At 62.9% G+C, this 23,860-nt stretch carries 26 protein-coding genes and 1 tRNA gene; 16 read left to right on the top strand and 11 right to left on the bottom strand.

Translation table 11 applies throughout. From position 1 onward, the window contains the following. Window positions 1–3: 3 nt before the first annotated feature. A complete protein-coding gene (locus tag BRPE64_RS33360; RefSeq protein WP_162472043.1) occupies window positions 4–540 on the bottom strand; it encodes a hypothetical protein in 537 nt (178 codons plus the stop codon). A 443-nt stretch (window positions 541–983) separates the two neighbouring features. Here BRPE64_RS33360 and argA point away from each other — a divergent pair, with 443 nt between their 5' ends. The 3 genes from argA (at window position 984) to proP (ending at window position 4,887) form a co-directional block, all read left to right on the top strand. Further along, the gene (argA, locus tag BRPE64_RS04790) at window positions 984–2,366 is read left to right on the top strand and encodes an amino-acid N-acetyltransferase (RefSeq protein WP_016344904.1); all 1,383 of its coding nucleotides are present in this window, start codon (window positions 984–986) and stop codon (window positions 2,364–2,366) included. A gap of 70 nt (window positions 2,367–2,436) precedes the next feature. Continuing rightward, on the top strand, window positions 2,437–2,709 hold the full coding sequence (locus tag BRPE64_RS04785; RefSeq protein ID WP_044041255.1) for an oxidative damage protection protein: 273 nt from the start codon (window positions 2,437–2,439) through the stop codon (window positions 2,707–2,709). Window positions 2,710–3,411: 702 nt separating this feature from the next. Further along, entirely contained in the window at window positions 3,412–4,887 is a 1,476-nt protein-coding gene (gene proP / locus BRPE64_RS04780) for a glycine betaine/L-proline transporter ProP (RefSeq protein WP_016344900.1), read from the top strand. A gap of 49 nt (window positions 4,888–4,936) precedes the next feature. Here the strand turns inward: proP and BRPE64_RS04775 are convergent, their stop codons facing one another. After that, window positions 4,937–5,389 (bottom strand): metallophosphoesterase family protein, encoded by a 453-nt coding sequence (locus tag BRPE64_RS04775; RefSeq protein ID WP_016344899.1) that lies wholly within the window; start codon window positions 5,387–5,389, stop codon window positions 4,937–4,939. 120 nt (window positions 5,390–5,509) lie between these two features. On the opposite strand from BRPE64_RS04775, the gene BRPE64_RS04770 reads away from it, so the two are divergent. The 4 genes from BRPE64_RS04770 (at window position 5,510) to BRPE64_RS04755 (ending at window position 8,923) form a co-directional block, all read left to right on the top strand. Next, a tRNA-Leu gene (locus tag BRPE64_RS04770) sits at window positions 5,510–5,594 on the top strand. Window positions 5,595–5,793: 199 nt separating this feature from the next. Then, window positions 5,794–6,378 (top strand): DapH/DapD/GlmU-related protein, encoded by a 585-nt coding sequence (locus tag BRPE64_RS31840; RefSeq protein ID WP_069915694.1) that lies wholly within the window; start codon window positions 5,794–5,796, stop codon window positions 6,376–6,378. 611 nt (window positions 6,379–6,989) lie between these two features. Beyond that, window positions 6,990–7,217 carry a hypothetical protein gene (locus BRPE64_RS04760; RefSeq protein WP_144063320.1) on the top strand — a complete coding sequence of 76 codons (228 nt, stop codon included), beginning with the start codon at window positions 6,990–6,992 and terminating at the stop codon, window positions 7,215–7,217. A gap of 569 nt (window positions 7,218–7,786) precedes the next feature. Continuing rightward, entirely contained in the window at window positions 7,787–8,923 is a 1,137-nt protein-coding gene (locus BRPE64_RS04755) for a sensor histidine kinase (RefSeq protein ID WP_173405434.1), read from the top strand. A 72-nt stretch (window positions 8,924–8,995) separates the two neighbouring features. On the opposite strand, the gene BRPE64_RS04750 is transcribed toward BRPE64_RS04755, so the two are convergent. Together BRPE64_RS04750 and BRPE64_RS04745 are read right to left on the bottom strand one after the other, a co-directional pair. After that, window positions 8,996–9,208, bottom strand: coding sequence for a hypothetical protein (locus tag BRPE64_RS04750; protein ID WP_016344896.1), 213 nt, complete (start codon window positions 9,206–9,208; stop codon window positions 8,996–8,998). A 124-nt stretch (window positions 9,209–9,332) separates the two neighbouring features. After that, window positions 9,333–9,617, bottom strand: a complete 285-nt coding sequence (locus tag BRPE64_RS04745; protein ID WP_016344895.1) for a hypothetical protein — start codon at window positions 9,615–9,617, stop codon at window positions 9,333–9,335. 272 nt (window positions 9,618–9,889) lie between these two features. Between BRPE64_RS04745 and BRPE64_RS04740 the strand changes: the two genes are divergently transcribed. Together BRPE64_RS04740 and BRPE64_RS04735 are read left to right on the top strand one after the other, a co-directional pair. Further along, complete coding sequence (locus tag BRPE64_RS04740; protein WP_016344893.1) at window positions 9,890–10,249, top strand: hypothetical protein; 360 nt, start codon at window positions 9,890–9,892, stop codon at window positions 10,247–10,249. A 43-nt stretch (window positions 10,250–10,292) separates the two neighbouring features. Next, a complete protein-coding gene (locus BRPE64_RS04735) occupies window positions 10,293–11,093 on the top strand; it encodes a phosphodiesterase (RefSeq protein ID WP_016344892.1) in 801 nt (266 codons plus the stop codon). Window positions 11,094–11,129: 36 nt separating this feature from the next. Here BRPE64_RS04735 and BRPE64_RS04730 read toward each other — a convergent pair whose 3' ends face one another. From BRPE64_RS04730 to BRPE64_RS32245, 5 genes are all read right to left on the bottom strand, one after another. Continuing rightward, on the bottom strand, window positions 11,130–11,576 hold the full coding sequence (locus tag BRPE64_RS04730; protein WP_016344891.1) for a response regulator: 447 nt from the start codon (window positions 11,574–11,576) through the stop codon (window positions 11,130–11,132). A gap of 58 nt (window positions 11,577–11,634) precedes the next feature. Next, window positions 11,635–12,267, bottom strand: coding sequence for a response regulator (locus tag BRPE64_RS04725; protein WP_016344890.1), 633 nt, complete (start codon window positions 12,265–12,267; stop codon window positions 11,635–11,637). 108 nt (window positions 12,268–12,375) lie between these two features. After that, window positions 12,376–12,951, bottom strand: coding sequence for a ferritin-like domain-containing protein (locus tag BRPE64_RS04720; protein ID WP_016344889.1), 576 nt, complete (start codon window positions 12,949–12,951; stop codon window positions 12,376–12,378). Between the two features lie 235 nt (window positions 12,952–13,186). Further along, window positions 13,187–13,348 carry a DUF1328 family protein gene (locus tag BRPE64_RS32095; RefSeq protein ID WP_016344888.1) on the bottom strand — a complete coding sequence of 54 codons (162 nt, stop codon included), beginning with the start codon at window positions 13,346–13,348 and terminating at the stop codon, window positions 13,187–13,189. A 114-nt stretch (window positions 13,349–13,462) separates the two neighbouring features. After that, on the bottom strand, window positions 13,463–13,639 hold the full coding sequence (locus BRPE64_RS32245; RefSeq protein ID WP_016344887.1) for a DUF1328 domain-containing protein: 177 nt from the start codon (window positions 13,637–13,639) through the stop codon (window positions 13,463–13,465). A gap of 129 nt (window positions 13,640–13,768) precedes the next feature. Here BRPE64_RS32245 and BRPE64_RS04705 point away from each other — a divergent pair, with 129 nt between their 5' ends. After that, complete coding sequence (locus BRPE64_RS04705; protein ID WP_016344886.1) at window positions 13,769–15,313, top strand: sensor histidine kinase; 1,545 nt, start codon at window positions 13,769–13,771, stop codon at window positions 15,311–15,313. A 188-nt stretch (window positions 15,314–15,501) separates the two neighbouring features. Then, a complete protein-coding gene (locus BRPE64_RS04700; RefSeq protein ID WP_016344885.1) occupies window positions 15,502–15,636 on the top strand; it encodes an entericidin A/B family lipoprotein in 135 nt (44 codons plus the stop codon). A gap of 192 nt (window positions 15,637–15,828) precedes the next feature. Here BRPE64_RS04700 and BRPE64_RS04695 read toward each other — a convergent pair whose 3' ends face one another. Both BRPE64_RS04695 and BRPE64_RS04690 read right to left on the bottom strand, forming a co-directional pair. Then, window positions 15,829–16,611 carry a DUF4397 domain-containing protein gene (locus BRPE64_RS04695; protein ID WP_016344884.1) on the bottom strand — a complete coding sequence of 261 codons (783 nt, stop codon included), beginning with the start codon at window positions 16,609–16,611 and terminating at the stop codon, window positions 15,829–15,831. Window positions 16,612–16,969: 358 nt separating this feature from the next. Further along, complete coding sequence (locus tag BRPE64_RS04690) at window positions 16,970–17,911, bottom strand: EamA family transporter (RefSeq protein ID WP_016344883.1); 942 nt, start codon at window positions 17,909–17,911, stop codon at window positions 16,970–16,972. A gap of 550 nt (window positions 17,912–18,461) precedes the next feature. Between BRPE64_RS04690 and thiC the strand changes: the two genes are divergently transcribed. The 5 genes from thiC to BRPE64_RS04670 all read left to right on the top strand — a co-directional run bounded on the left by thiC (window position 18,462) and on the right by BRPE64_RS04670 (window position 23,852). Then, a complete protein-coding gene (gene thiC / locus BRPE64_RS04685; protein WP_016344881.1) occupies window positions 18,462–20,393 on the top strand; it encodes a phosphomethylpyrimidine synthase ThiC in 1,932 nt (643 codons plus the stop codon). A gap of 270 nt (window positions 20,394–20,663) precedes the next feature. After that, window positions 20,664–20,843 (top strand): glycine zipper 2TM domain-containing protein, encoded by a 180-nt coding sequence (locus BRPE64_RS04680; protein ID WP_408608247.1) that lies wholly within the window; start codon window positions 20,664–20,666, stop codon window positions 20,841–20,843. 200 nt (window positions 20,844–21,043) lie between these two features. Then, entirely contained in the window at window positions 21,044–21,571 is a 528-nt protein-coding gene (locus BRPE64_RS33155) for a hypothetical protein (protein ID WP_044041252.1), read from the top strand. Window positions 21,572–21,839: 268 nt separating this feature from the next. Next, the gene (locus tag BRPE64_RS33895; RefSeq protein WP_016344877.1) at window positions 21,840–21,968 is read left to right on the top strand and encodes a hypothetical protein; all 129 of its coding nucleotides are present in this window, start codon (window positions 21,840–21,842) and stop codon (window positions 21,966–21,968) included. Window positions 21,969–22,250: 282 nt separating this feature from the next. After that, a complete protein-coding gene (locus tag BRPE64_RS04670; protein ID WP_016344876.1) occupies window positions 22,251–23,852 on the top strand; it encodes an L-lactate permease in 1,602 nt (533 codons plus the stop codon). The last annotated feature ends 8 nt before the right edge of the window (window positions 23,853–23,860 follow it).

Raw genomic sequence — 23,860 nt, 5'->3', positions numbered from 1 at the left:
TGCTTACGTGCTCGGCACGTTCCGGTCGGGCGTTAGCTTTGCTTGCATGCTCAGCGCGTTCCGGCTGGGCGGCAGGTTTGTTCGCTTGCTCGGCGCGCTCCGGCTGGGCGGCGGGCTTGCTTGCGTGCTCAGAACGTTCCGGCCGAGTGGTAGGTTTGCCCGCTTGCTCAGCGCGTTCCGGCCGAGCGGCGGGTTTGCTCGCGTGCTCGGCACGTTCCGGCCGGGCGGTGGCTTTGCTCGCGTGCTCGGCGCGTTCCGGCCGCGCGGCAGATTTGCCGGCTTGCTCAGCGCGTTCCGGTCGCGCAGCGGGTTTGCCCGCTTGCTCAGCACGTTCCGGCCGAGCAGCAGGTTTGCTCGCTTGCTCAGCACGTTCCGGCCGAGCAGCAGGTTTGCCCGCTTGCTCAGCGCGTTCCGGTCGCGCGGCGGGCTTGTTCGCTTGCTCAGATCGTCCCAGTCCCGCGCCAGGCTTGCTCGCCTGCGTATCGCGTTCCAGCCGAACGGCGGGTTTCGCATCACGCAACGGACGATCCGAATGCTCACGGCGCGCATCGTCGCGCTTCGCTGGAGGCTCGGCGGATCGTTTCGGTTCGGGACGCGTCTCGCGTATCGTTGCGTGCTCCGTTTTCGGCGTCGGCGCAGCTTTCGCCTGCACCACGGCGGGCGTCTTTGGCGAAGATCCCGTCGTCGATGCCAAGGGCACCGGTTTTGGAGGCGCGACCTGCCCCTTCTGTTGCGCAGAAGCCGCATCCTTCACCACTCCCGCCGCGCCCGAAAACCGCCGCGCGGCGAGTTCCTTTTTGCTCAACGCGGCCGAATCGCCGGACGCACTCGTCCCCTCCCGCGCTTCGCGCAGCAGATTTTCACGCAGTTGTCGCAACTGCTCCTGAGGATCGAGGGATTTATCAGCGGACTTGGACTTGCCCGCCTGATCGGGACGCGAGGGACGAGAAACATTCGGCATAGCGTCGCATTATAATCCCGGGATGAATTCCCAAACCGACCTCACGATCGCCTCGCAGGCGGCGTCGCAACCGGCTCCCGCCGAGCCCGAAGCGCCGAATCCCCACGCCCAGTTCGTCGACTGGATGCGTTCCGTCGCGCCCTATATCCACGCGTTCCGAAACAAGACGTTCGTCGTTGCGTTCGGCGGGGAACTCGTTCAGGAAGGACGCCTGAACGCGCTCGTGCAGGACGTCGGCCTGTTGCACGCCATGGGCATTCACGTCGTGCTCGTGCACGGCTCGCGTCCGCAGCTCGATGAGCAACTGAGCCTGCACGGTGTCGAATCGTCGTTTTCGCATGGGCTGCGCATCACGGATGCGCGCGCGCTCGAATCCGCGAAGGAAGCCGCCGGCGAAGTGCGCCTCGATATCGAAGCCGCGATCAGCCAGGGTTTGCCGAACACGCCGATGGCGCACGCGCACATCAGCGTCGTGTCGGGCAATTTCGTGACGGCGCGGCCGGTCGGCATTCTCGACGGCGTCGATTTCCAGCACACGGGCGTCGTGCGCAAGATCGACGGCGATTCCATCCGCCAGTCGCTCGCATCGAACAAGCTCGTGCTGCTGTCGTCGCTCGGCTTTTCGCCGACCGGCGAGGCGTTCAATCTGTCGATGGAAGATGTCGCGTCCGCCGCGGCCATCGCCCTGCGCGCGGACAAGATCATTTTCGTGACGGAAATTCCCGGCCTGGTGGATTCGGAAAACGAGCTCATCCGGGAACTGTCGCTCGATGACGCCTATCGCCTTCAGGAAAGCGGCGAACTGCAGGGCGACACCGCGTTCTATCTGAAGCACACGGTGCGCGCGTGCCGTGGCGGCGTGGCGCGCGGTCACATCATCCCTTACCGGCTCGACGGCAGCGTGCTGCTCGAACTGTTCCTGCACGACGGCGTCGGCACGATGATCTCGTACGAGAACCTCGAAAGCCTGCGCGAAGCCACGCCGGACGACGTCGGCGGCATTCTCACGCTGATCGAGCCGCTCGAATCCGACGGCACGCTCGTGCGGCGCGGGCGGCATCAGATCGAACGCGATATCGATCACTTTTCGGTCATCGAGCACGATGGCGTGCTGTTCGGCTGCGCGGCGCTGTATCCGTATACGCAGGAGCGCATCGGCGAAATGGCGTGCCTGACGGTCGCGCCCGAAGCACAAGGTTCCGGCGACGGCGAGCGTCTGCTCAAACGCATCGAACAACGCGCGCGCGCACGCGGACTCACGCGCATCTTCGTGCTGACGACGCGCACCGAGCACTGGTTCCTAAAGCGCGGCTTCGTGAAGGTCACCGTGGACGACCTGCCCGAAGATCGCCGACGCCTGTATAACTGGCAGCGCAAATCGCTCGTGCTGATGAAACAGCTTTGAACCCTATTCCGGGCGCGCGACCGTTTTAAGACGCGCGCGCCCCGCTACCCCCATACAGGAGAAACTCACGATGGCCCGAATGGTTCAATGCGCGAAGCTCGGCAAGGAAGCCGAAGGACTGGATTTTCCGCCGCTGCCGGGCGAACTCGGCAAGCGCATTTACGAGACGATCTCGAAGGAAGCCTGGCAGGGCTGGCTCAAGCAGCAGACGATGCTCATCAACGAAAATCGGCTGAACATGGCCGATCCGCGCGCGCGTCAGTATCTGTTGAAGCAGACCGAGAAGTATTTCTTCGGTGAAGGCGCCGATACCGCCACGGGCTACGTGCCGCCGCAGAGCTAAACCTGCGCCTGACGCGTTGCAAAAACGTCCTGCAAGAACCGGCCCATGCGGCCGGTTTTTTGTTGCCTCAAGGTCGGCGAAGCCTTCGAAAATGGCCGATTTAGACCATCAGACGAATAAGAATTCATTCAGCGCAATCCTATACCCAGCAAGGGATCGAGCTTGACGTCCAAGCCCGTCCGAACCGGCCGGTTTGCAGATCGTCTGGCATCGTGTTATCATCTTCTCGTTATCAACAGCAATTCACCATCATTCACACGCTTGAGTCCGGCACAGCATCATTCGGCCGCGGCGTGGTAGTGACAGTTTTCATACAAAGAGGCGCGTCGGTTTCCTAGCTGGTTCTACCAGACTCACGCCGGCCTTTTTCGTCTCAGGTTGTTTTTTCGCCGACGTCGCGGCCCACCCGCGGCAACTCACTGAGTTCGCCGTCCGCACGTCAAATTCGTGTGTTTCATCCGAGTGCATTTTCGCGACCCACCGCGAAGCACCGGCACCGTATTTGCTATCGAGTCTTCAGCATCCGCTTCATTCCGGATGCTGCGCGGAGCTTTTTGCGTTTCATTCGCAACCCGCTAACCGATGCATCGCGGCGCCGTCGCGAAACTGCACTGTCCCGGCAATACGCGCGGTCTTTCGACGGCGCGCCCGAAGCTCATATCGAGTGGAGTTTTCGGGATCGAATACGGAGCTTTTCGAACTATGTCCACCCTTCACGAGGGCCTTTGGCGCAAACGCGATACATCCAGTCAGAAGTCCGATCTCACGCTCGACGACATCACCATCGTCGATCAATCCCTGCTCAAGCGCGCTGTCGGCGCCATGGCCATCGGTAACGCGATGGAATGGTTCGACTTCGGCGTCTACAGCTACATCGCCGTCACGCTCGGCAAGGTGTTCTTCCCGTCGAGCAGCCCGGCCGCGCAGTTGCTGGCGACCTTCGGCACGTTCGCGGCCGCGTTCCTCGTGCGCCCGATCGGCGGCATGGTGTTCGGCCCGCTCGGCGACCGCATCGGCCGCAAGCGCGTGCTCGCGATGACGATGATCATGATGGCCGTCGGCACCTTCTGTATCGGCCTGATCCCGAGCTACGACAGCATTGGCGTGATGGCGCCGGTCCTGCTGCTCGTCGCGCGCCTGGTGCAAGGCTTTTCGACCGGCGGCGAATACGGCGGCGCGGCGACCTTCATCGCCGAATTTTCGCCGGACAAGAAGCGCGGCTTCATGTCGAGCTTTCTGGAACTCGGCACGCTCGTCGGCTACGTGCTCGGCGCGGGCGTGGTCGCGGTGCTGACGGCGGTGATGTCGGAAAACGCGCTGCTGTCCTGGGGCTGGCGCATTCCGTTCATGATCGCGGGCCCGCTCGGTTTGATCGGTCTCTATATCCGGATGAAGCTCGAAGAAACGCCGGCGTTCCAGCGCGAAGCCGAGAAGGCCGAAGCGGTGTCGCACGAGACGACCAAGGAGCAGTTCCGCGAGACGCTCATCCAGCAATGGAAGCCGCTGTTGCAATGCGTCGGTCTCGTGCTGATCTTCAACGTGACCGACTACATGGCGCTGTCGTATCTGCCGAGTTATCTGTCGGCGACGCTCAAGTTCAACGAGACGCACGGCCTGTTCATCGTGCTCGTCGTGATGGTGCTGATGATGCCGCTCACGCTGTTCGCAGGCCGTCTGTCGGACACGATCGGCCGCAAGCCGGTGATGCTCGCGGGCTGCGTCGGCCTGCTGGTGCTGTCGATTCCGGCGCTCTCGCTGATCCGCATGGGCACGATTCCGTCGATTTTCGCGGGCATGATGATCCTCGGCGCGCTGCTGTCGACGTTCACGGGCGTGATGCCGTCGTCGCTGCCCGCGCTGTTCCCGACCAAGATCCGCTACGGAGCGCTCGCGATCGGCTTCAACGTGTCGGTGTCGCTGTTCGGCGGCACGACGCCGCTCGTGACGGCATGGCTCGTCGACCGTACCGGCAATCTGATGATGCCCGCGTACTATCTGATGGGCGCGTCGCTCATCGGCATCGTGTCGGTGCTCGCGCTGCACGAGACGGCCAAGAAGCCGCTGAAGGGCTCGCCGCCGGCCGTGGCGTCGAAGTCGGAAGCGCACGCGATTCTGCGCGGCCATCGCGAAGCCGCCGAAATGGACGATACGTTCCCGGAAGGCACCGTGCGCGCGTAAGCGTTCGGTGGTTTGAAGGCGAAAGGCCGGTGCGTGAGCGCCGGCTTTTTTATGGCGTGAGCGTGACGATGCGCGCGTCGATGCGGCCTGCGTCGATATCGAGCAAGGCGAGCGTGATCGGCAGTTTGAAGCGGCGCGGCCCCGCGCTGCCCGGATTCACGAACAACACGCCGCCGCGGCGCTCGATGAGCGGCTTGTGCGAATGGCCGGTCACGACGATATCGATGCCGTCGAGCCCGCGCGGCACATCGGCGATATCGTGCACGACGTAAAGCGTCGCGCCGTTGAGTTCGATGCGCGCGTGCTCCGGCAACGATGCGACGCCTTCATCGACATCGTTGTTGCCGCGCACGACGGTGAGCGGCGCGAGGGGCGCGAGCTGATCGAGGACGTCGCGCTTGCAGATATCGCCCGCGTGAACGATATGCGCGCAGCCGTGCAACGCGTCGAGCGCTTCGGGACGCACGAGATTGTGAGTGTCGGAGATGAGACCGATGCGCATCGCGGTGCCCGGGCGTGGACGGCTGACAAGGTGCCGCCGATTATGCGGGAGGGTCGTGGGCTTGTCGAACGGACGGCGTTTTGGTGCGTGGTGGCGCAATGGTAGAATCGCGTCCGCCCTGCCGGGGTGATGAAATTGGTAAACATAGCGGACTTAAAATCCGCCGCCTAACGGCCTGCCGGTTCGAGTCCGGTCCCCGGCACCATAGATTGGGCGTGGCTTCCAACGATCAAGCGACAGTGAGCTGAGAATCGAGACGTGCATTTTCTTGCCGAATCGGGCACAACGGATCGCGCAACTGGGCAGAGCTTCTTCTGCAGGTCGATGCGATGTTAGTCGTCGCTAAACGGACGTCATTCTTTCCTAAATTAAATACGACCCGAAGCTCCGAAGGACACTAGAAGATGATCGGCAGACTACTCACAGCGCCTTTTGGATCGATCTGGAAGTTGAAGACCATTTGCTATCGCAGCAACGGCGGCATTGTCGCAAAACTGGCAAAACTCGTATATCAGATCTATCAGTATGAGAACAATAGCTCTGTAGCGTGGAATTCCGCCTTTGCAAGCGAGCCATGTTTCCCGCATGGCATGAAGAGCGTTTTTGTGTCCGGCGACGCCAAAGTCGGACGCAACTGCGTGATCTTCCAGCAGGTAACAATCGGCTCAATCACGCTGCCTGATTCGGCCGGCGCGGGCGCGCCGACCATCGGCGACAACGTCTATATCGGCGCCGGCGCAAAGATCGTCGGAAATGTGGTCGTCGGTGACAATGTTCGAATCGGCGCGAATGCGGTCGTCTATAAAGACGTCCCGTCCAATTCGGTTGTCGTCGGTGGAGAGCAAAAGATTATAGTGAAGGAAGCAACGCTAGATAATCGCTTCTTCTCGTCGCATGGTGGCCGCTGGGTGTACTTCGACAACGGAGAGTGGATCTCAGTGGATCGCGAACCGAACCCCGATCTCCAACTAACTCATCGCGATCGCTGACGGCGCGCGCAGACCGCTCTCAAAACCACCAACGCAGCGGGATTTTCATTTGATTACCGGCTTCCATCCGCACTGCGCAGCTTCCGCCGGGTTGTGCATAGGTATCGCTTTCGCGGGCTCATGCTGAACACGTCTGCCGAGCTCACATAGGTCGCCTTCGTCTATACGCATGCCGTGTCGGCGAGGCGCGTCTTGCGCTTCACCTCGGCTCGTTACCGACGGCATCTCGTCGACGACTCTACCCGTTGCGCAACTCAACAGCAGCAGCGCCAGTGGGCAAGCAGTAACGTGATTCCCTTAATGGAACCACGTCGAGGCCGCGCGCGTCGCCGCGATGTCCCGCGACGCACTTCCATGACTTGCGTCACTCGGCTGCTTCGGAGAGGTTCGACGCTGGCGTTGATTTCTTCAAGTCGGCGAAGTGGTTGGCATCTATCGATCGTTCGACGAAGCGATCCAGCCATCTCGTGACCGAGAAATCAGCAGACGCTGTTGCTGCAGTCGGCAGGAAACGTGCTTGGAGAACCAATTAAATTACTCACGGATTAGCGTTGTATCAGCTCTACTATTTGTTGGTCTGATAACCCTCCCGATCTCGTTTCGCTCAAGGAATGAATGCCGATTCGCTTCGATTCGCAAGAGCCATGAAGCGTGATGGTTGCCTTGTAGGCATGCTGGTCGTAGGTAATGCGCTGGAAATGAGCAACCGAGCCGCCATCAAACTTGCAATTTCCCATGATAAGCCTGCGTTCTTAGGACCTAACATGCCGGTTTCCCTGACACTCTTTGCCTTGCTCCTTTGGATTATGGCGCAAAGCGACATATGTGCATTTTTCTAACTATCTATTATTGTTCACGTTTTTATATACAGTATCTGGCCGCCCGCGAAATTATATTCTCGTAGGAACCTTGCTTCGTAGCTGCTCGCATATCGAGGGGTTTAGGACTTAAAATCCGCCGCCTAACGGCCTGCCGGTTCGAGTCCGGTCCCCGGCACCATCCACGCGAAAAAGCGTCGGCCAGATTTCACCGCGATTGCGCGAGCGAGAGCCCAGAGTCCTGTCGTACCTGAGGTATCCACGGTGCTCTGTCGCGACGCCTACCGCGATCGTCCCTCGGTTACACCGCGTTCCTGTCTCGAAGGCGAGGCACAAGTTATGCGCCGAGCGCAGCTACTTGGGCGAGCCCCCAAAACCAGGGCTACACGCCCCCAATTTGACTCAAATATCGGCCAAATCCGCGGCGCGGATCGGTATGGCCTGCTTTTTCCGTCGCAAACGGATCAGAGAGCGCAGCGCATGCCAGAATGAACGAGGGTCGCTCTGCGGGCAGGCTCTGTCGAACTGCAGGGCCCACGGAAAATTATCCGCCCGGCCGAGACAACGGCATGCACCCTACAGGAGGCGCCGTGCTCTACACATTTCTAGCGAATAACCGCGATGAGCTCATAACGCGATGCAGGGCTAAAGTGGCGCAGCGACCGGCGCGCGATGCGTCCGTTCTGCAACTCGAAAACGGAATTCCGCTGTTTCTCCACCAGTTGATTGAAACGCTGCGAATCGAGCAATCAGATCGCCCGGCGGATAGCGTCTACGTGTCGGGCTCGCCGGGAGGCCATGCCGGCCGTTCGGACATCGGGGAAGCGGCAGCCCAGCACGGGCACGAGCTACTACGCCTGGGATATACCGTCGACCAGGTCGTGCATGACTACGGCGATCTCTGCCAGGCCATTACCGACCTGGCGCATGAACGTGATGCGCCGTTTTCAATCGACGAATTCCGTACGCTGAACCGCTGCCTGGACAACGCGATCGCCGACGCCGTGACGGAATTCAGTTATCAGCGGGACTCCAAGATGGCGACTCAGCAAGCACTGGAAGAAGGCGAACGCATGGGCGCTTTCGCCCATGAACTGCGCAACTTCCTGCACACGGCAACCCTTGCATTCGAGGCCGCGAAAGCCGGAAATTTGCCGTTGTTCGGCGCGACGGGCGCCGTACTGGACCGGAGCCTGAAAGGCCTGGGGAAGCTAATCGAACGTTCGATCGAAGAGGCCCGCAGGCCGGCTCCAGACAGCGCGAAATGGACACTGTTCTCGCTGTCGGAGTTCATCGGTGAAACCAAGCAAGCTGCAAATCTCGCCGCGCAATTACGCGGCTGCGGCTTTGTCGTCACCCCGGTCGATCCGCACCTCGCTGTCAGCGGCAACCGCGATCTCCTGTACTCGGCGCTTGGCAATCTCATACAAAACGCATTCAAGTTCACGCAGCCAAATACCGACGTGACACTGAACGCGTATGCGGTCGCAGACAAGATTCTCATCGAAGTGAAGGATCACGGCGGTGGTCTCCCGCCGGGCAAGGCAGAGCAGATGTTCCTGCCGTTCGCTCAATTCGGAGCGGATAAATCCGGGCTTGGGCTCGGTTTATCGATAGCACGTCGAAGCGTCGAACTGAATGACGGGTTTCTGAGCGTACGCGATATTCCGGGCGTCGGATGCGTATTCACAATCAGTCTTCCGCGACATACCTTGATGAAAAAGTAAGCGCTGTTCCGTGCGAGGTTCCGTGCGATGTTCTGTGAATAGCGAACACCTTGCCAGCATCCTCACGCGCCCTCACACCGCGTTCAACAACCGCTCCGCATCCCTCACCGCGTCGAACAGTGCCTCGATCGCGGTGTCGCGGTCGAGCAGGCACAGGTGTTCGATATCGAACGGCAGCGCATCCACGCCGATGAAGCGCACCGCGCCGCCAAAGGAATCGCGCGCCTTGCCTTTGCGGACCGATGCGATGTAGTTCGACGTGACGTAAAGGGCAACGGGCATCATGACGTTCTCCGACTGACTTGCGCCGGCCGGTATCCGGTCGACGAGGCAAAGTCTAGCGATGCCCGCCGCCGTCCTGCACCCGCTTCATGCAGGGAGCGCGCCCCTCATTTCGCATACCCCGCCGCTACACCGCATGCCCCAACACGCGCGCGACGTAATGCCGTCCCCACGCCTCGCCATGCGCGATGGCTTCCGCCACGGTCTCGAACGGGCCATGATCGCCCGTCATCTCGCCGGAGTCGTCCGCGAGCGCCGAGCCATGCACAGGCTTGCGGTCGAGCCGCGACACGCGCACGCGGATCGCGTATCGTTCGGCGGGCGGCGCGTCTTCCTCGCCTTCGGCGTCGATCGTTCTGGGCACGGTCTGCATGGCGAGCAAGTAGTCGCCTACCTCGATGTCCTTCTGCATGGCTATCGTCTCCCTTGGTCGAAACGCAAACGGCAAACGCAAACGCAATCGCAAACAGCACCGCACTCGAAGCACGCCAGTGGCGATTGTGCTACCGCTTCACGCGGCAAAACAAGCCGCCACGCGGCGCGCGCCGCTTCGATGCACTACAGTGATGCATGACAGCGACACGTTGAAAAGACCGCGCGCGGCGCGCATGTTATAAACCTTGGCCCCGATATCCATCACGCGCCGGTGCGCTTCGCCGCATCGGACATCGACCGAATTCTTCGATGAATCATCGCCCTCGCCTTTTTCTGCCGTTACTGATTTCCGTTCCCCTCGCGCTCGCCGGCTGCACGTCCTATTACAAGAACGTCGAAGCCTGCAAGGACAAGATGCGCACCGACTATCCCAGCGCCGCGATCGCGCCGCTCAAGATCACCGGCTCGAACGCCGGTTATCATGGTTCGCGGGTGATCGTGCACGCGGCGATCGACTACCCGCCGAAGCCGCCGGCGACCAAGCCGACTGCCGGCGTTGCCGCAGCCGAATGCACGTTCAGCGACCAGGCGATGACCGGCTTTCAGTGGCTTCTGCCCGCCTATCTCGCGCCCAAGCCACCGTCCGCGGACGCCGACGCCGACGACTAAGCAGCCCCGCACACGTCCGGGCGCACGCAGGAGGAGCACACGCATGCTGCTTGCCCAGATCAGCGATCTGCACGTCACGCCGCCGGGTACGCTCGCCTACGGCCGCGTCGATACCGCCGCCTTTCTCGCCCGCGCGATCGCGGCGCTCAACGCGCTCGACCCGCGCCCGGACGGCGTGCTCATCACGGGCGATCTCGTCGATGCCGGCGGCCTCGACGAATACCGGCATCTGCGCACGCTGCTCGACGGGCTTACGTTGCCGTGGCACGTGCTCGTCGGCAATCACGACGACCGCGGCAATCTGCGCGCCGTGTTCGCCGATCGTCCCGAACTCGCGGGCCACGACGGCTTCGTGCAATACGCATTCGACTCGGGCGACGTCCGCGTGATCGCGCTCGACACGCTCGACCCAGGCTCCGGCGGCGGGCGTCTGTGCGCCACGCGTCTCGCATGGCTCGAAGCCCAGCTCGACGCCTGCCGCGACCGTCCGGTTCTGATCGGCATGCATCATCCGCCGTTCGCGTGCGGCATCGGCTTCATGGACGATATCCGCCTAAGCCCCGACGATAGCCGCGCGCTCGATGCGCTCGTGCGGCGTCATCCGAACGTCGAGCGGATCGTCTGCGGGCACGTGCATCGCGCGATCAGCGTCCGTTTCGGCGGCACGCTCGTCTGGTGCGCGCCGTCGACAGCTCATCAGGTCGCGCTGCAACTCAAGCCCGATGGCCCGGAGGCGTTCGTCATGGAGCCGCCCGCGTTCGGGCTGCATCTGTGGGGCGCGGAGACTGGCTTCGTCACGCACTGCATGAGCGTCGATCAGGGCGGCGGACCGCAGCCGTTCTAGCCGTTCGCGCGATTCCGCCGAACCGGAGAAGCACCCTCAGGGATGACGATGCTCGCGCGCGTAATCGTGCAGCGCATCGAGCACGCGATCGAATTCGAGGGATTTGTCGAAGAAATGGCGCACGCCGTATTGCAGGCAACGCTCGCGATACGTCGGCAGCGCGTGATTGGTCAGCACCGCGACGAACGCGCGGCGCATGGTTTGAGCGCCGTTCTCCCGGAGCCACGCAAGCACTTCCATACCGGAGCCGCGCTTGAGCTGCAGATCGACGATGACCGCGTCGAACGCCTGCGACGACAGCAGCGCGATGGCGTCGTCGGGAGCCTCGGCGAAGGCGCTCACGCGCCACGGACCGAGCGCGTCGATCGCTTCGATAAGGCTGCGGCGGATCAGCGGCGAATCCTCGATCAGCAACGCCGACAGCGGCGCGCCGTGCGGCGCCGTCTGTTTCGCCCGGTCCTCAGGAGTGATGTGATTGCCCACGTCGGGCGCCTCCGGCTATGCTGCGCGCGCGGCGGATTGGCCGGCGCACGCTATGACGCTATTCGATCAGGCCGTTCTTTATCGCGTAATACGTGAGGTCGGCGTTATTGGCCAGCCGCATTTTTTCCAGCACGCGCGCGCGATACGTGCTCACCGTCTTCACCGAGAGATGCAGTTCCTGCGCGATCTCCGTGGGAATCTGGCCGCCCGCGAGCTTGCAGAATATCTGGAACTCGCGTTCCGAGAGCATTTCGTGCGGCCGTTCGGCGGCGGGTTTGTCGAGTTTATCGGCGAGTGCGTCCGCGATGAATTCCGACAAATAACGATGCCCTCGCGCCACCGTGCGGATCGCGCGCACGATCTCGGCGGGATCGGCGTCCTTGTTCAGGTAGCCGTTCGCGCCTGCCTTCAGCAGATTAATCGCGTACTGGCTCTCCGGAAACCCCGACAGCATCAGCACGCCCTGCTCCGGCCGAATCTGCTTGATGACGCGCAGGGTATCCACGCCGTTTTTGTCGGGCATCGCGATATCCAGCAACACGACATCGAACGCCTGCGCACGCACGAGCGCGATGGCTTCGTCGCCGGTTGCGGCCTCGCCGGCCACTTCCATGTCGGGTTCGTCCGCGACGAACTGGCGGAACCCGCTGCGCACGATCGCGTGGTCGTCGGCTATCAGAACTTGAATCATTCGCGTCGTCCGCGCTGCCGGACGCTCTTGCTGTAATTGGGCGGTCATTTTACGCGCGCGACTCACCCCCGACGCGCTAAACGCATCGCGGGTGAGACGCTGCCGACTTTAGCCGTTGCGGCCTTCCAGCAGATCGGCCATATCGTCGGCATGTTCTTCCTCGACGGCCAGAATCTCCTCGAAGATGCGCCGCGTCGTGACGTCCTTGTCGCCGAGATAGCGAATGATCTCGCGATACGTATCGATCGCAATGCGTTCCGCGATCAAATTCTCGCGGATCATGTCGATCAGATCCTTGCCTTCGCTGTACTCGGAATGCGAGCGGGATGCGAGACCCTCGGGCGCGAAGTCAGGCTCGCCGCCCAACTGCACGATGCGCTCGGCGAGCGTGTCGGCGTGTTCCTGTTCCTCGTTCGCGTGCTCGAGGAATTCCTGCGCGACGGCTTCCGAATGGATGCCCTTCGCCATGAAATAGTGACGCTTGTAGCGCAGCGTGCAGACGATCTCGGTGGCGAGCGAGTCGTTGAGCAGCTTGAGCACGGTTTCGCGGTCCGCGCCGTAGGTCGAGGTCACGGGGCCGTCGTCCATGTGCTGCCGCGCGTCGGCGCGAATCTTTTCGACGTCGATGACGAAAGCGTCGTGCGGTTGGCTCGGCGCGGCTTTTACAGCAGACGATTTGGACATTTGGTTCGCTCCTGTGAAATGTTTGGAATGACGCTCGCTGGAGCAGGTTCGCGTGGCGGCGTGTTCGCTGCGCCTGCGCGATCTGTGCATGATTTGCATAGATCCCTGCTATCCAATCCTGATCTCCAATGCATGCGTCATGCCCGGTCCTCGAAACAGGTCGCGCGACGGGTGCGCAAACGGGCGCACAACACGCGCGCGGCCTGACGGGTCGCGGCTTTCGCGGGGGTCGGCGTCAGGTTCGGAAGACCCCGAGCAGCAACGTGACCACGAAGACGACGAGAAAAATGAAGAAAAGAATCTTCGCGATTTCAGCCGCACCCGCCGCGATTCCGGTGAAACCGAACACGGCCGCGATGATGGCGATGACGAAGAAGACGGCAGCGTAATGAAGCATGGAACCTCCTTCATGATTGTTTTAGCCGGTCCCGCGTCATGCGGACGGTCGAACCGTCCGCCGCCAGGACATAGCTGCTGTTAAGAAGGCACGCGATGACACGCGCGAGCGGCGCTAATCGATGGCCTTTTTCGTGACGACGAAGCCCAGCACCAGAAACACTGCGCAGAGAATCAGGAACAGCACGAACAGGAATTTGGCGATGGCGGCAGCGCCCGCGGCGACGCCGGTGAACCCCAGCACGCCGGCAATCACGGCCACGATCGCGAAAAACAATGCCCACTTCAGCATGGTCGTTCCCCGTATGAATGAATGACGGAACCATGCTAGCCGCGGCCGCCGAGCCGCGCATCCGGGCTGGCTCCTTTTTTGCTGTGGGAATCCACCGACACACGCTTTCAACCGCCTTCGAACCCCGTCATGAGTCACGTACCGCCCGTCGCGCAGCCCGATCTCCCTAAGGACGAGGCACGCGATTCGCCGCCCGCCGCGCCCGAGTCCGCGCCTGCGGCGCTCGCACGCCGCGCCACGCGTTTCAACGACTGGATGCGCCGCTACAGCTGGGCGGTCGCGATGACGGTTGCGATCGTCATTACGGTGGGTGGGCTCGTGATTCTGGAGTCGGGGCGCATGCGCATCGCGGCGGAATATGAAACCGCGCTCGATGCCAAAAGCGCAACGGCGCAACTGTCGGTGCTCGCCGCCGATATCGCGACCCTCACCGCCGACGAGCGCGGCTTCGCGCTGAAACCGGACGGCGCGTATCAGACGCATTTTCGCGAGACCTCCGCGCGGGTGCAGCGCACGCTGGCCTTGCTCGATGCGTATTACCGGCGCGTCGGCGACGACACGGCGCTCGCGAGCTTCGCGCAGATCCGCGCCGCCGCCGCCGACGAAATCGCACAAGGCACGGTGCGCCTCGCGGATCTGTCGAAAGACGCCCCCGCCGATGCCGCCGCGCGGGAACGCGCAAGCGCCCCGCCGCCGGACACGAGCGCCACGCTGGACGCGGCGCTGTCGCTGCTGCGTCTGAACGAAGATCAGCGCGCCCAGCACGCGCTCGACGCCAGCCGCGCGGACCAGCGCATTTCGACGCTGTGCGTCGCCGCGCTGTGCGCGCTGAATATCGTGTTGTTCCTGCTGCTGTTCCGCAATCTCGGCATCCAGCTCGACAAACAGGCGCGCGTGCAGAAGGCGCTGATCACGCAGCAGGAGGAACTCGACCAACTCGTGTTCGCGCGCACGCGCCAGCTCGAAGCGCTCGCATGGCATCTGCAATCCGTCAGCGAAAACGAAAAGACCGAGCTTGCGCGCGAACTGCATGACGAACTCGGCTCGATCCTCACCGCGAGCAAGATGGATGTTGCATGGGTGCGCGGCAAGCTGCGCGAATCCGAGCCCGCGATGGCCGAAAAGCTCGCGCGTGCGCTCGGCAATCTCGATCAGGGCATCGCGCTCAAGCGCCGCATCATCGAGGACATGCGCCCGACGGTGCTCGCCAATTTCGGTCTGGTGACGGCGCTGCGCTCGCTCGCCGACGAAGCCGCGCAACGCAACGGCTGGAGCGTCGAGGCCGATCTGCCCGGCGAAGACGTGAAGCTCGGCGAAGCGGTCGAGATCGCGCTCTTTCGCGTCGCGCAGGAATCGCTCACGAACGCGGCGAAGTATGCGGGCGCGAACCGCATCCGCGTGGCGCTTACGCTCGATGAACATCAGGTGTCGCTCGTCATCGGCGACGACGGCATCGGCATCCGGCCGCAGGATCTGAAGCGCACGCAGACGCACGGCCTTGTCGGCATGCGCCAGCGCGTGTCGGCGCGTGGCGGTCGCTTCGAGATCGAGCGCGCCACGCCGCACGGGACCATCATCAGCGTGTCGATGCCGCGCGAGCGCAGTATCGATGCATCGACCGTCGAGGCCGTCACGCCATCGTCCATGCCGTCCGTGGCCACGCCGCACGCGTAGGACGATTCCCACGTCAAATGCGGAACGCACCGACACCAAAATCGCGTGCGTGCCTACAGCGTGCGCCCGGCCGCTTTTTTATGATTGTTCACACCGGTAAGGCGGGTTGCCGTCGCGGCATCCGCCCACCAGACAACGATGCGCGGACCCGATTCCTGTCACGCATTTCAACTCCAAGGGGAATAAACATGACTCGACTCATCGCTTTGCTGTTGATCGCCGGCACGGCGGCTCTCGCAGGCTGCAATACCGTCTCGGGCGCGGGCCAGGATATTTCGAAGGGCGGTCAGGCCATTTCGAACTCCGCCGAAGAACACAAGTAAGCGCCGCATCGCGCTTATTGCGCCATGCCGGGCGTTGGCCCGATGTTGGTGTAGTGCCCACTCTCCCCGCCGCTTCATGTGGCGGGTTTTTTTTGTGCGGCCGATTTCCTGCGTTGCCGCCATGCACGAAAAAACGCCCGGCCGATGTACCGGCCGGGCGTCGCGTTTCAAGCTTCCTGCGGGATTGCTACATCACTGCGTATCCGGCAATTCCAGCGCCGGCTGCTGCGTATTGCCGCCCTGCGCCACCAGCACGCGAATCTTCTCCGGCACGAGCTGCGACAGTGCATTGCCCGCCGGCAGCGTCGTCACGAGCCAGTCCGCGTTGTTGACGAGATCGAACGAGCCTGACTTGTAGACCGGCGTCTTCGAACCCGGCAGCGTCGCGATCAGCTGATACGTGCCGCCCGACACGTAGATCGAATCCTGCGTCGTCGCGGGCACGGCGTTCTTGTAGGCGATGCCGGCCATCGTCGGGCTTACGGCCGCGATGCTCGCACCCGGCGCGACGAGATACAGATCGAGGTTCGGCGCATTCGTCGATGCATTGAAGCCGCGCACCCGCGCGCTGCCCGAGAGCAAGCCCTTGTCGAAGGGATCGTCGATCACCGCGATCGACGGCAGGAAGCCCGCGTCGGGCAGCGCGATCACCGTGTATTCGTGTCCCTTCGCTGCGTTCGAGATGCTCGTGTCCGATGCAAGCGCAGTCGTCGTGTTGACGGCCGCATAGGAGAAGGTGTGCTGGCCGGTGTCGATATTCGCGAAGTTGGTCACGGCCTTGTAGGCCAGATTCGGCTGGAGGACCTTCGCGTTGTCGTAGAAATCGACGTTCGGACCGCTCGGGATCGCATGAATGAAATGGACCTGAGGCTGCGTGACGCCGATTTCCTTGCCCAGATCATCGGAGCTTCCGCCGCAAGCGGAGAGCACGGAGGCGACAGCGGCAAGCGCGGCAGCGGTTCGGATGAGCTTCATGTTTCACCTTCCTTTGTTGTAATCGACCACCTCGTTATCCGGGTTAGAAGAACCGGACAGCTCGAACGCGCCTTCTCGCGGTCTCGCCGATCCGGATGGCCGCCCCGGATTCTGTTTTTCCTTCCTTGCCCGCGTGGCGCGATGCTGAATCGGCGCTGCTCATGCGGGTGCCAGCCCTCAGCAACCCACATGCCCCGCAACGGTGCGACGCGCGTGCGCGAACGCGCCCGAGCCTTATGCAGCAAGGCTTGGCGTTTCATTAGAGGAATTCTTCGGAAGATGCGCGCGGCCGCTGCCACCGCGGCGTGCGGCCATCGCGAGGACGAGATTTTTACAACGACGTGACAGCCGCCGGATTTTAGGCGAGCCCGCGCCGCCGATAGTCGAACCAGAAGGAAAGCCCGACCGAAAGCAAGGTCACGACCGTCGCGATGACAGTCCAGCGCGTGATGATTTCGCCGAGCAGCACCGCGCCGAGCATGACGGCCACGATCGGATTGACGTAGAGGCAACTCGTCGCGACGATCGTGCTCGTATTGCGGATGAGGAAGTTATAGGCCACATAGGCGGCCATCGAACCGACCACGACGAGATACCCGAACGACAGACCCGCGCCCAGGCTCACTTGCGTGAGCCGCTCGCCCGACACCAGCGCGATGCCCGTCGCGATCAGTCCGCCGAGCCCGATCTGCAGCGCCGTGGACATCAGCAGATCCGACGGTTGCGGCAGACGTCCCGCCAGGTGCGCGCCGCCCGCCCAGAAGATTGCCGCGCACAGGATGGCGAGCGTGCCGACCGTCGAACTCGGCGACGGATCGCCATGATTCAGCAGCGCGATGCCGAGCAGACCCAGCGCCAGCGCGAACCACTCGCCGCGTGCGACGGCGCGTCCGCTCAGCGCGGAGAAGATCGTCGCGAAGAGCGGCACGGTGGCGACCATCACCGCGGCCGTGCCGGTGCCCACGGTGCGCATGCCGTAGGCCATCATCCCGCTCGACAAGCCTTCCAGCAGCGTGCCGACGAGCGCCGCATTGCGCACTTCGCGCGCGCTGGGCCACACCGCCCGGCGATGCACCGCGATCACGAGCAGCCCGACGCCCGCGCACAGATTACGCAGGCCGCCGAGCAACAGCGGCGGAAACGACTCGAGCGACAGATGAATGCCGAGATAGGTCGAGCCCCAGACGAGATAGACGACCGTCAGCGCGAGCGCGACCTGCCCTTTGAACGAGCGCGGCGGGCGAAACGGAAAACGGTCGGGAAAGCTGAACGGAAGACGCGGCGGCGGCAGAGCGGACATGCATCACTCCGCAACGGCTGCGCGCCGGACGATTACAAACGAAACCGGGGCATACGCTGCGGCAGAAACCAGACTGAACGGCATGGGCGGAACGGAGAAATGCGATTACGCAAGATTGCACGAGAAGGGACCGCCCGGCTACGGGAAAACCCTGAAAGTCGCGGCGCCCGACATTATGCAGTAAGGATCGCCGACGATCGACGTTTTTCCACGATGGTTGCCAAGAAGCCACGTCGCGGTGTAATGTTGCGGCTGCTAACGCGGGGGTCCTGCGTTGCGCATCGCGGTTTCATTCCGGCTGTATCGAAATGAGGCGCCTCGCGCGGCGTGGGTGAGAAATACCCTTTGAACCTGATCTGGATAATGCCAGCGCAGGGAAGCGTTCGGGCCCGGCGGCTTGAATCTCGCTCTCACGCATCGCCACTTCTTCCGGGACCGTACCTTTCCATCTCGTTCCTCCCTGTTTAGCTCCTGAATCAGCCGAGCTCGACGGCGTTCGTCCGCGTCTTCGGGCATCGGCTCATAACCATCCCTGCAGGAGAGACAGCACATGAATGCCAACCCGAAGTTTCTGTCCGAGAATGCCGTCGTCGATGCCGCCGCCATCGCGCCGCTGCCGAATTCGCGCAAGGTCTACGTGACCGGCTCGACGCCCGACATCCGCGTGCCGATGCGCGAAATCACGCAATCCGACACGCCCGACGGCTTCGGCGGCGAAAAGAATCCGCCGGTGTACGTCTACGACACGTCGGGTCCGTACACCGATCCGGATGCGCACATCGACATCCGCGCGGGCCTGCCCGCGTTGCGCGGCACGTGGATCGAACAGCGCGGCGACACGGAAGCGCTCCCGGGTCTGTCGAGCGAATACGGCCGCGAGCGCGCCGCCGATCCGAAGACGGCCGAGCTGCGCTTTCCCGATCTGCATCGTCATCCGCGGCGGGCGCTGGCCGGGAAGAACGTCACGCAGATGCACTACGCGCGGGCCGGCATCGTCACGCCGGAGATGGAATACATCGCGATTCGCGAAAACCAGCGGCGCGCCGAATATCTCGAAAGCCTCAGGACCAGCGGCCCGAACGGCGAGAAGCTCGCGGCGATGATGGGCCGCCAGCATCCCGGTCAGGCGTTCGGCGCGGCCGCCTTCGGCAAGGATGCGCTCAAGGAAATCACGCCCGAATTCGTGCGCGAGGAAGTGGCGCGCGGCCGCGCGATCATTCCCGCGAACATCAATCACCCGGAGAGCGAGCCGATGATCATCGGCCGCAATTTCCTCGTGAAGATCAACGCGAACATCGGCAACTCGGCGGTGAGTTCGTCGATCGGCGAGGAAGTCGACAAGATGACGTGGGCGATCCGCTGGGGCGGCGACACGGTGATGGACCTGTCCACCGGCAAACACATCCACGAAACGCGCGAGTGGATCGTGCGCAATTCGCCGGTGCCGATCGGCACGGTGCCGATTTATCAGGCGCTCGAAAAGGTCAATGGCAAAGCTGAAGACCTGACGTGGGAAATCTTCCGCGACACGCTGATCGAACAGGCCGAACAAGGCGTCGATTACTTCACGATTCACGCGGGCGTGCGTCTGCAATACGTGCCGCTGACGGCCAACCGCATGACGGGCATCGTGTCGCGCGGCGGCTCGATCATGGCGAAGTGGTGCCTCGCGCATCATCGCGAAAGCTTTATCTACGAGCATTTCGAAGACATCTGCGAAATCATGAAGCAGTACGACGTCTCGTTCTCGCTCGGCGACGGCCTGCGCCCCGGCTCCATCTACGACGCCAACGACGAAGCCCAGCTCGGCGAACTGAAGACGCTCGGCGAGCTTACGCAGGTCGCGTGGAAGCACGACGTGCAGGTGATGATCGAAGGCCCCGGCCACGTGCCGATGCAGCTCATCAAGGAGAACATGGACCTGCAGCTCGAATGGTGCGACGAGGCGCCCTTCTACACGCTCGGGCCGCTCACCACCGACATCGCGCCGGGCTACGACCACATCACGTCGGGCATCGGCGCCGCGATGATCGGCTGGTTCGGCACCGCGATGCTCTGCTACGTCACGCCGAAGGAGCACCTCGGCCTGCCCAACAAGGACGACGTGAAGGAAGGCATCATCACCTACAAGCTCGCCGCGCATGCGGCCGATCTGGCGAAGGGTCATCCGGGCGCGCAGGTGCGCGACAACGCGTTGTCGAAGGCGCGCTTCGAATTCCGCTGGGAAGACCAGTTCAACCTCGGCCTCGATCCGGACAAGGCGCGCGAATTCCACGACGAAACGCTGCCCAAGGATTCCGCCAAGGTCGCCCATTTCTGCTCGATGTGCGGCCCGCATTTCTGCTCGATGAAGATCACGCAGGACGTACGCGATTTCGCGGCGAAGCAAGGCGTGAGCGAAACCGAGGCGCTGGCAAAGGGCATGGAAACGAAGGCGATCGAGTTCGTGAAGAAGGGCGCGGAGATTTATCAGCCGACTTGAGCCAACCTGAGCCAACGTGAAGCTTTTTACTTGTTGACAACGGCCTGTCGTACCCACCGTACGGCAGGCCGTTTTTTTGTTCGCGTCAACCGCTCAGGCTTGCCTGGCTTGACGTTGAGCCTCCTCTGACGAATCGGGCATCTTTTCTGCTCAGAAGCGAACGAACCGGCGAAAAACATGGCGGCCCATGGGCGAACGCCGAGCCGATTCAGTTCATCATCGAATTGGAGAGTCGACATGAAAACCATCAAACAGATCGGCGCTGCTGCAATGGTCATCGCGTTTCTGGGAGGCTTGACCGCTTGCGGCGATATGTCTACGCGTCAACGAGATACGGCCATCGGCGCGGGCGTGGGCGCGGCGGGCGGCGCGGTCATCGGCGGCAGCGCGCTGTCGACGCTCGGCGGCGCGGCGGTCGGCGGGGTGATCGGGAATCAGGTCGGGAAGTAAATAACCGGCTCGGCTGAAGCAACGACGAAGGATTCGCGGCGTCGCTGTTTCAGATTTGTTACAGGAAGGCGTTCCGGTAATCCTTTTTCACACAAGAGCCGACGCCCGCTCCTCATCGTTCGACTAAGCTGCTCCTTAACGGACCCGTTCTCGCCGAACCGAACCAAGAGTCCGCGTGCCGTATCGCAAGGAGCAGCATCATGATTTCCGCCCGCAGCAGTATCGGACCCCGGACCGCCATCTCCATGATCGCGGCCGGGATGTTTCTCAGCGGGTGCTATTACCCTTACGGCTATCCCGCTTATCCGGCTTATCCGTCGTATCCGGTCGTAGGTGCCGCGTATACGCAGCAGGAGTTCTCGCTGCCCGCGCAAGGCGCGTCGGGTACGGTCGCCACGACGCCCAGCGCCACGCTTCCGCCCGAATATCAATACGCGGTCGGCTCGTACGGCGAATACTATCCGACCTATCCGTACCCCTATCCGCCCGCTTATTACCCGCCCTATGCCGCCTATCCGGCGTATTACGGCTACGGCTATCCGGCGGTGTCCATTGGCTTCGGCTACTGGGGCGGCGGCGGTTGCTGCTGGGGACACGGCTGGCATGGCGGCGGGGGCGGCTGGCATGGCGGCGGCGGCGGATGGCACGGCGGCGGCGGCGGCGGGGGCTGGCACGGCGGTGGCGGCGGAAGCAGCTGGGGCCATGGCGGCGGCGGTCACGGCCACTAACATTGACGCTGAACGCGTGCGGCCGTTACATCAGATGAGACAAACGGCCGCTTTGAAATGCCCCGCGTAACATCGCTGCAACAATTTCCGATCAGTTCGATGGCGCGCGCAAATAACGCGCGACCGTGCGCTCGCACACTTTCCTTTCCCGACAATCACTTGGCGGATTTTGCCGATCCTTGGCACGATTCTGGCTATTCGTTTCCCCTATTTGCTGCGGCGCGATGGCGATCACGTCGCAGCTTCTTCGTTAATAGAGGGATCGGACATGATGGCTTTCGTGTTTTTCCTGCTCTGGATGCTCGCCTCGCTCGGCTTGCTGACCGTCTGGGTTTTCCGCCGCACGCCTGTGGCCGATGGCGAGGAGCGCGCGCCGGGCGTCGTCGCCAAGGGCTGATCGCGTCGCTCGATTCGTCACGCTGTTCATTCGGACCGGCCCGCCCGCCCGCGCCGCCGCTCGCCATGCCGCGCCCGTGACCGCTTGAGTCGCGCGCCCCGCGCTCCGCGCCGCAATCCGCGCGCATTCCCGCCTTGACGCTTCCGGATCGCGCCCTATTCTTAGTGTGCGCGTTATGCGTCCGCTTAACCCTGCGGGCGTCATCTGCTGAAACATCGAATTCGACGCGCATTGCGGCTCGCTGCGTGCCGCTTCCGTTCATGCCAGGACGAAGGAGACCCGATGTTCCACCAGATACTCACCCCGATCGCCCACTCGCTGTTCGCCTCCTTTATCGTTGCCGCGCTGCCGATCGTCCTGGTGCTCGTGCTGCTCGGCTGGGCGCGCCGTCCCGCGTGGCAGGCGTCGCTCGGCGGCCTCGTGCTTGCGCTGATCATCGCGGTGGCGGGCTGGCATTTCCCGGTCGGGCTCGCGCTCGATTCGGTCGCGGCCGGCGCCGTGTTCGCGCTGTGGCCCGTCATGTGGATCGTGTTCGCCGCCATCCTGCTCTATAACGTCGCGCAACGCTCGGGCCGCTTCGAAGCCTTCCGCCAGTGGATGGTCGATAACCTGCCCAACGACCGGCGCATCGTGCTCGTCGTGATCGGCTTCTCGTTCGGCGCGCTGCTCGAAGGCATTTCGGGCTTCGGCACGCCGATCGCCATCACGAGTTCGCTGCTCATCCTGCTCGGATTCCCGACGCTCGAAGCGCTCACTTTCACGCTGATTTTCAACACCGCGCCGGTCGCGTTCGGCGCGCTCGGCGTCCCGATCACCGTGCTTGGCGCCGTCACCCATTTGCCGACCGATGCGCTCGCGAAAATGGTCGGCCGCCAGTTGCCGCTCTTCGCGTTCTTCCTGCCGTTCTACGTGATCGGCGTCTACGCGGGCTTTCGCAACATGCTGCGCGTATGGCCCGTGCTGCTCGTCGCGGGCGGCGCGTTCGCGCTCACGCAATTCGTGACGTCGAACTACATCAGCTACGCGCTCACCGACGTGCTTTCGTCGCTCGTCTCGCTGATCCTGACGATCGCCTTCCTGCGCATCTGGAAACCCGTCGCCGACGAACGTTTCGCCGTCAACGTCGAGCGCGTGGGCGGCACGCGCGGGGCGCTCTCGGGCGGGCATGGCTGGGTGCCGTGGATCGTCGTGTCGGTGGTGGTGATCGTGTGGACGGTGCTCAAGATATTCCTGATCGGCGACATCAAGGTGGCGTGGCCGGGGCTCGACAAGGCCGTCTTCATCACGCTCTACAACCAGCCCTACGGCGCGATCTGGGACTTCCAGCCGCTCGCCACGGGCACCGCGATTCTGGTGGCATCGATCATCACCGCGCTGTTGGTCAAACTGCCCGCGCGCGAATATAGCGCCGCGATCGCCGACACATGGGTGCAGACGCGCATCGCCATTTTGACTGTGGCGACGATCGTCGGACTCGCCTATCTGATGAACTACTCGGGCATGAACTACACGCTCGGTCTGGGCGTGGCATCGGTCGGGCCGTTTTTCCCGCTGGTGTCGGCGTTTCTCGGCTGGGTCGCGGTATTTCTCTCCGGCAGCGATACGTCGGGCAATGCGCTGTTCGGCAACCTTCAGGTGGTCGCGGCAAACCAGCTCAACCTGAACCCGGTGCTGATGGCGGCGACCAATTCGTCCGGCGGCGTGATGGGCAAGATGATCTCGCCGCAGAACATTTCGACCGGCGTCGCGACGACCGAGCTCAAAGGCAAGGAAGGCCTCGTCTTCGCTCGCACCTTCTGGCATTCGATCTTCCTCACGATTCTGCTCGGCATACTCGTGTGGCTACAGCAGAACGTGCTGACCTGGATGATCCCGCCGCACTGACTTCCCGC

The organism is Caballeronia insecticola, assembly GCF_000402035.1.
Taxonomy (GTDB): domain Bacteria; phylum Pseudomonadota; class Gammaproteobacteria; order Burkholderiales; family Burkholderiaceae; genus Caballeronia; species Caballeronia insecticola.
The sequence above is the reverse complement of the archived record's forward strand: the minus strand, read 5'-3'. Positions and strand labels throughout refer to the sequence as shown.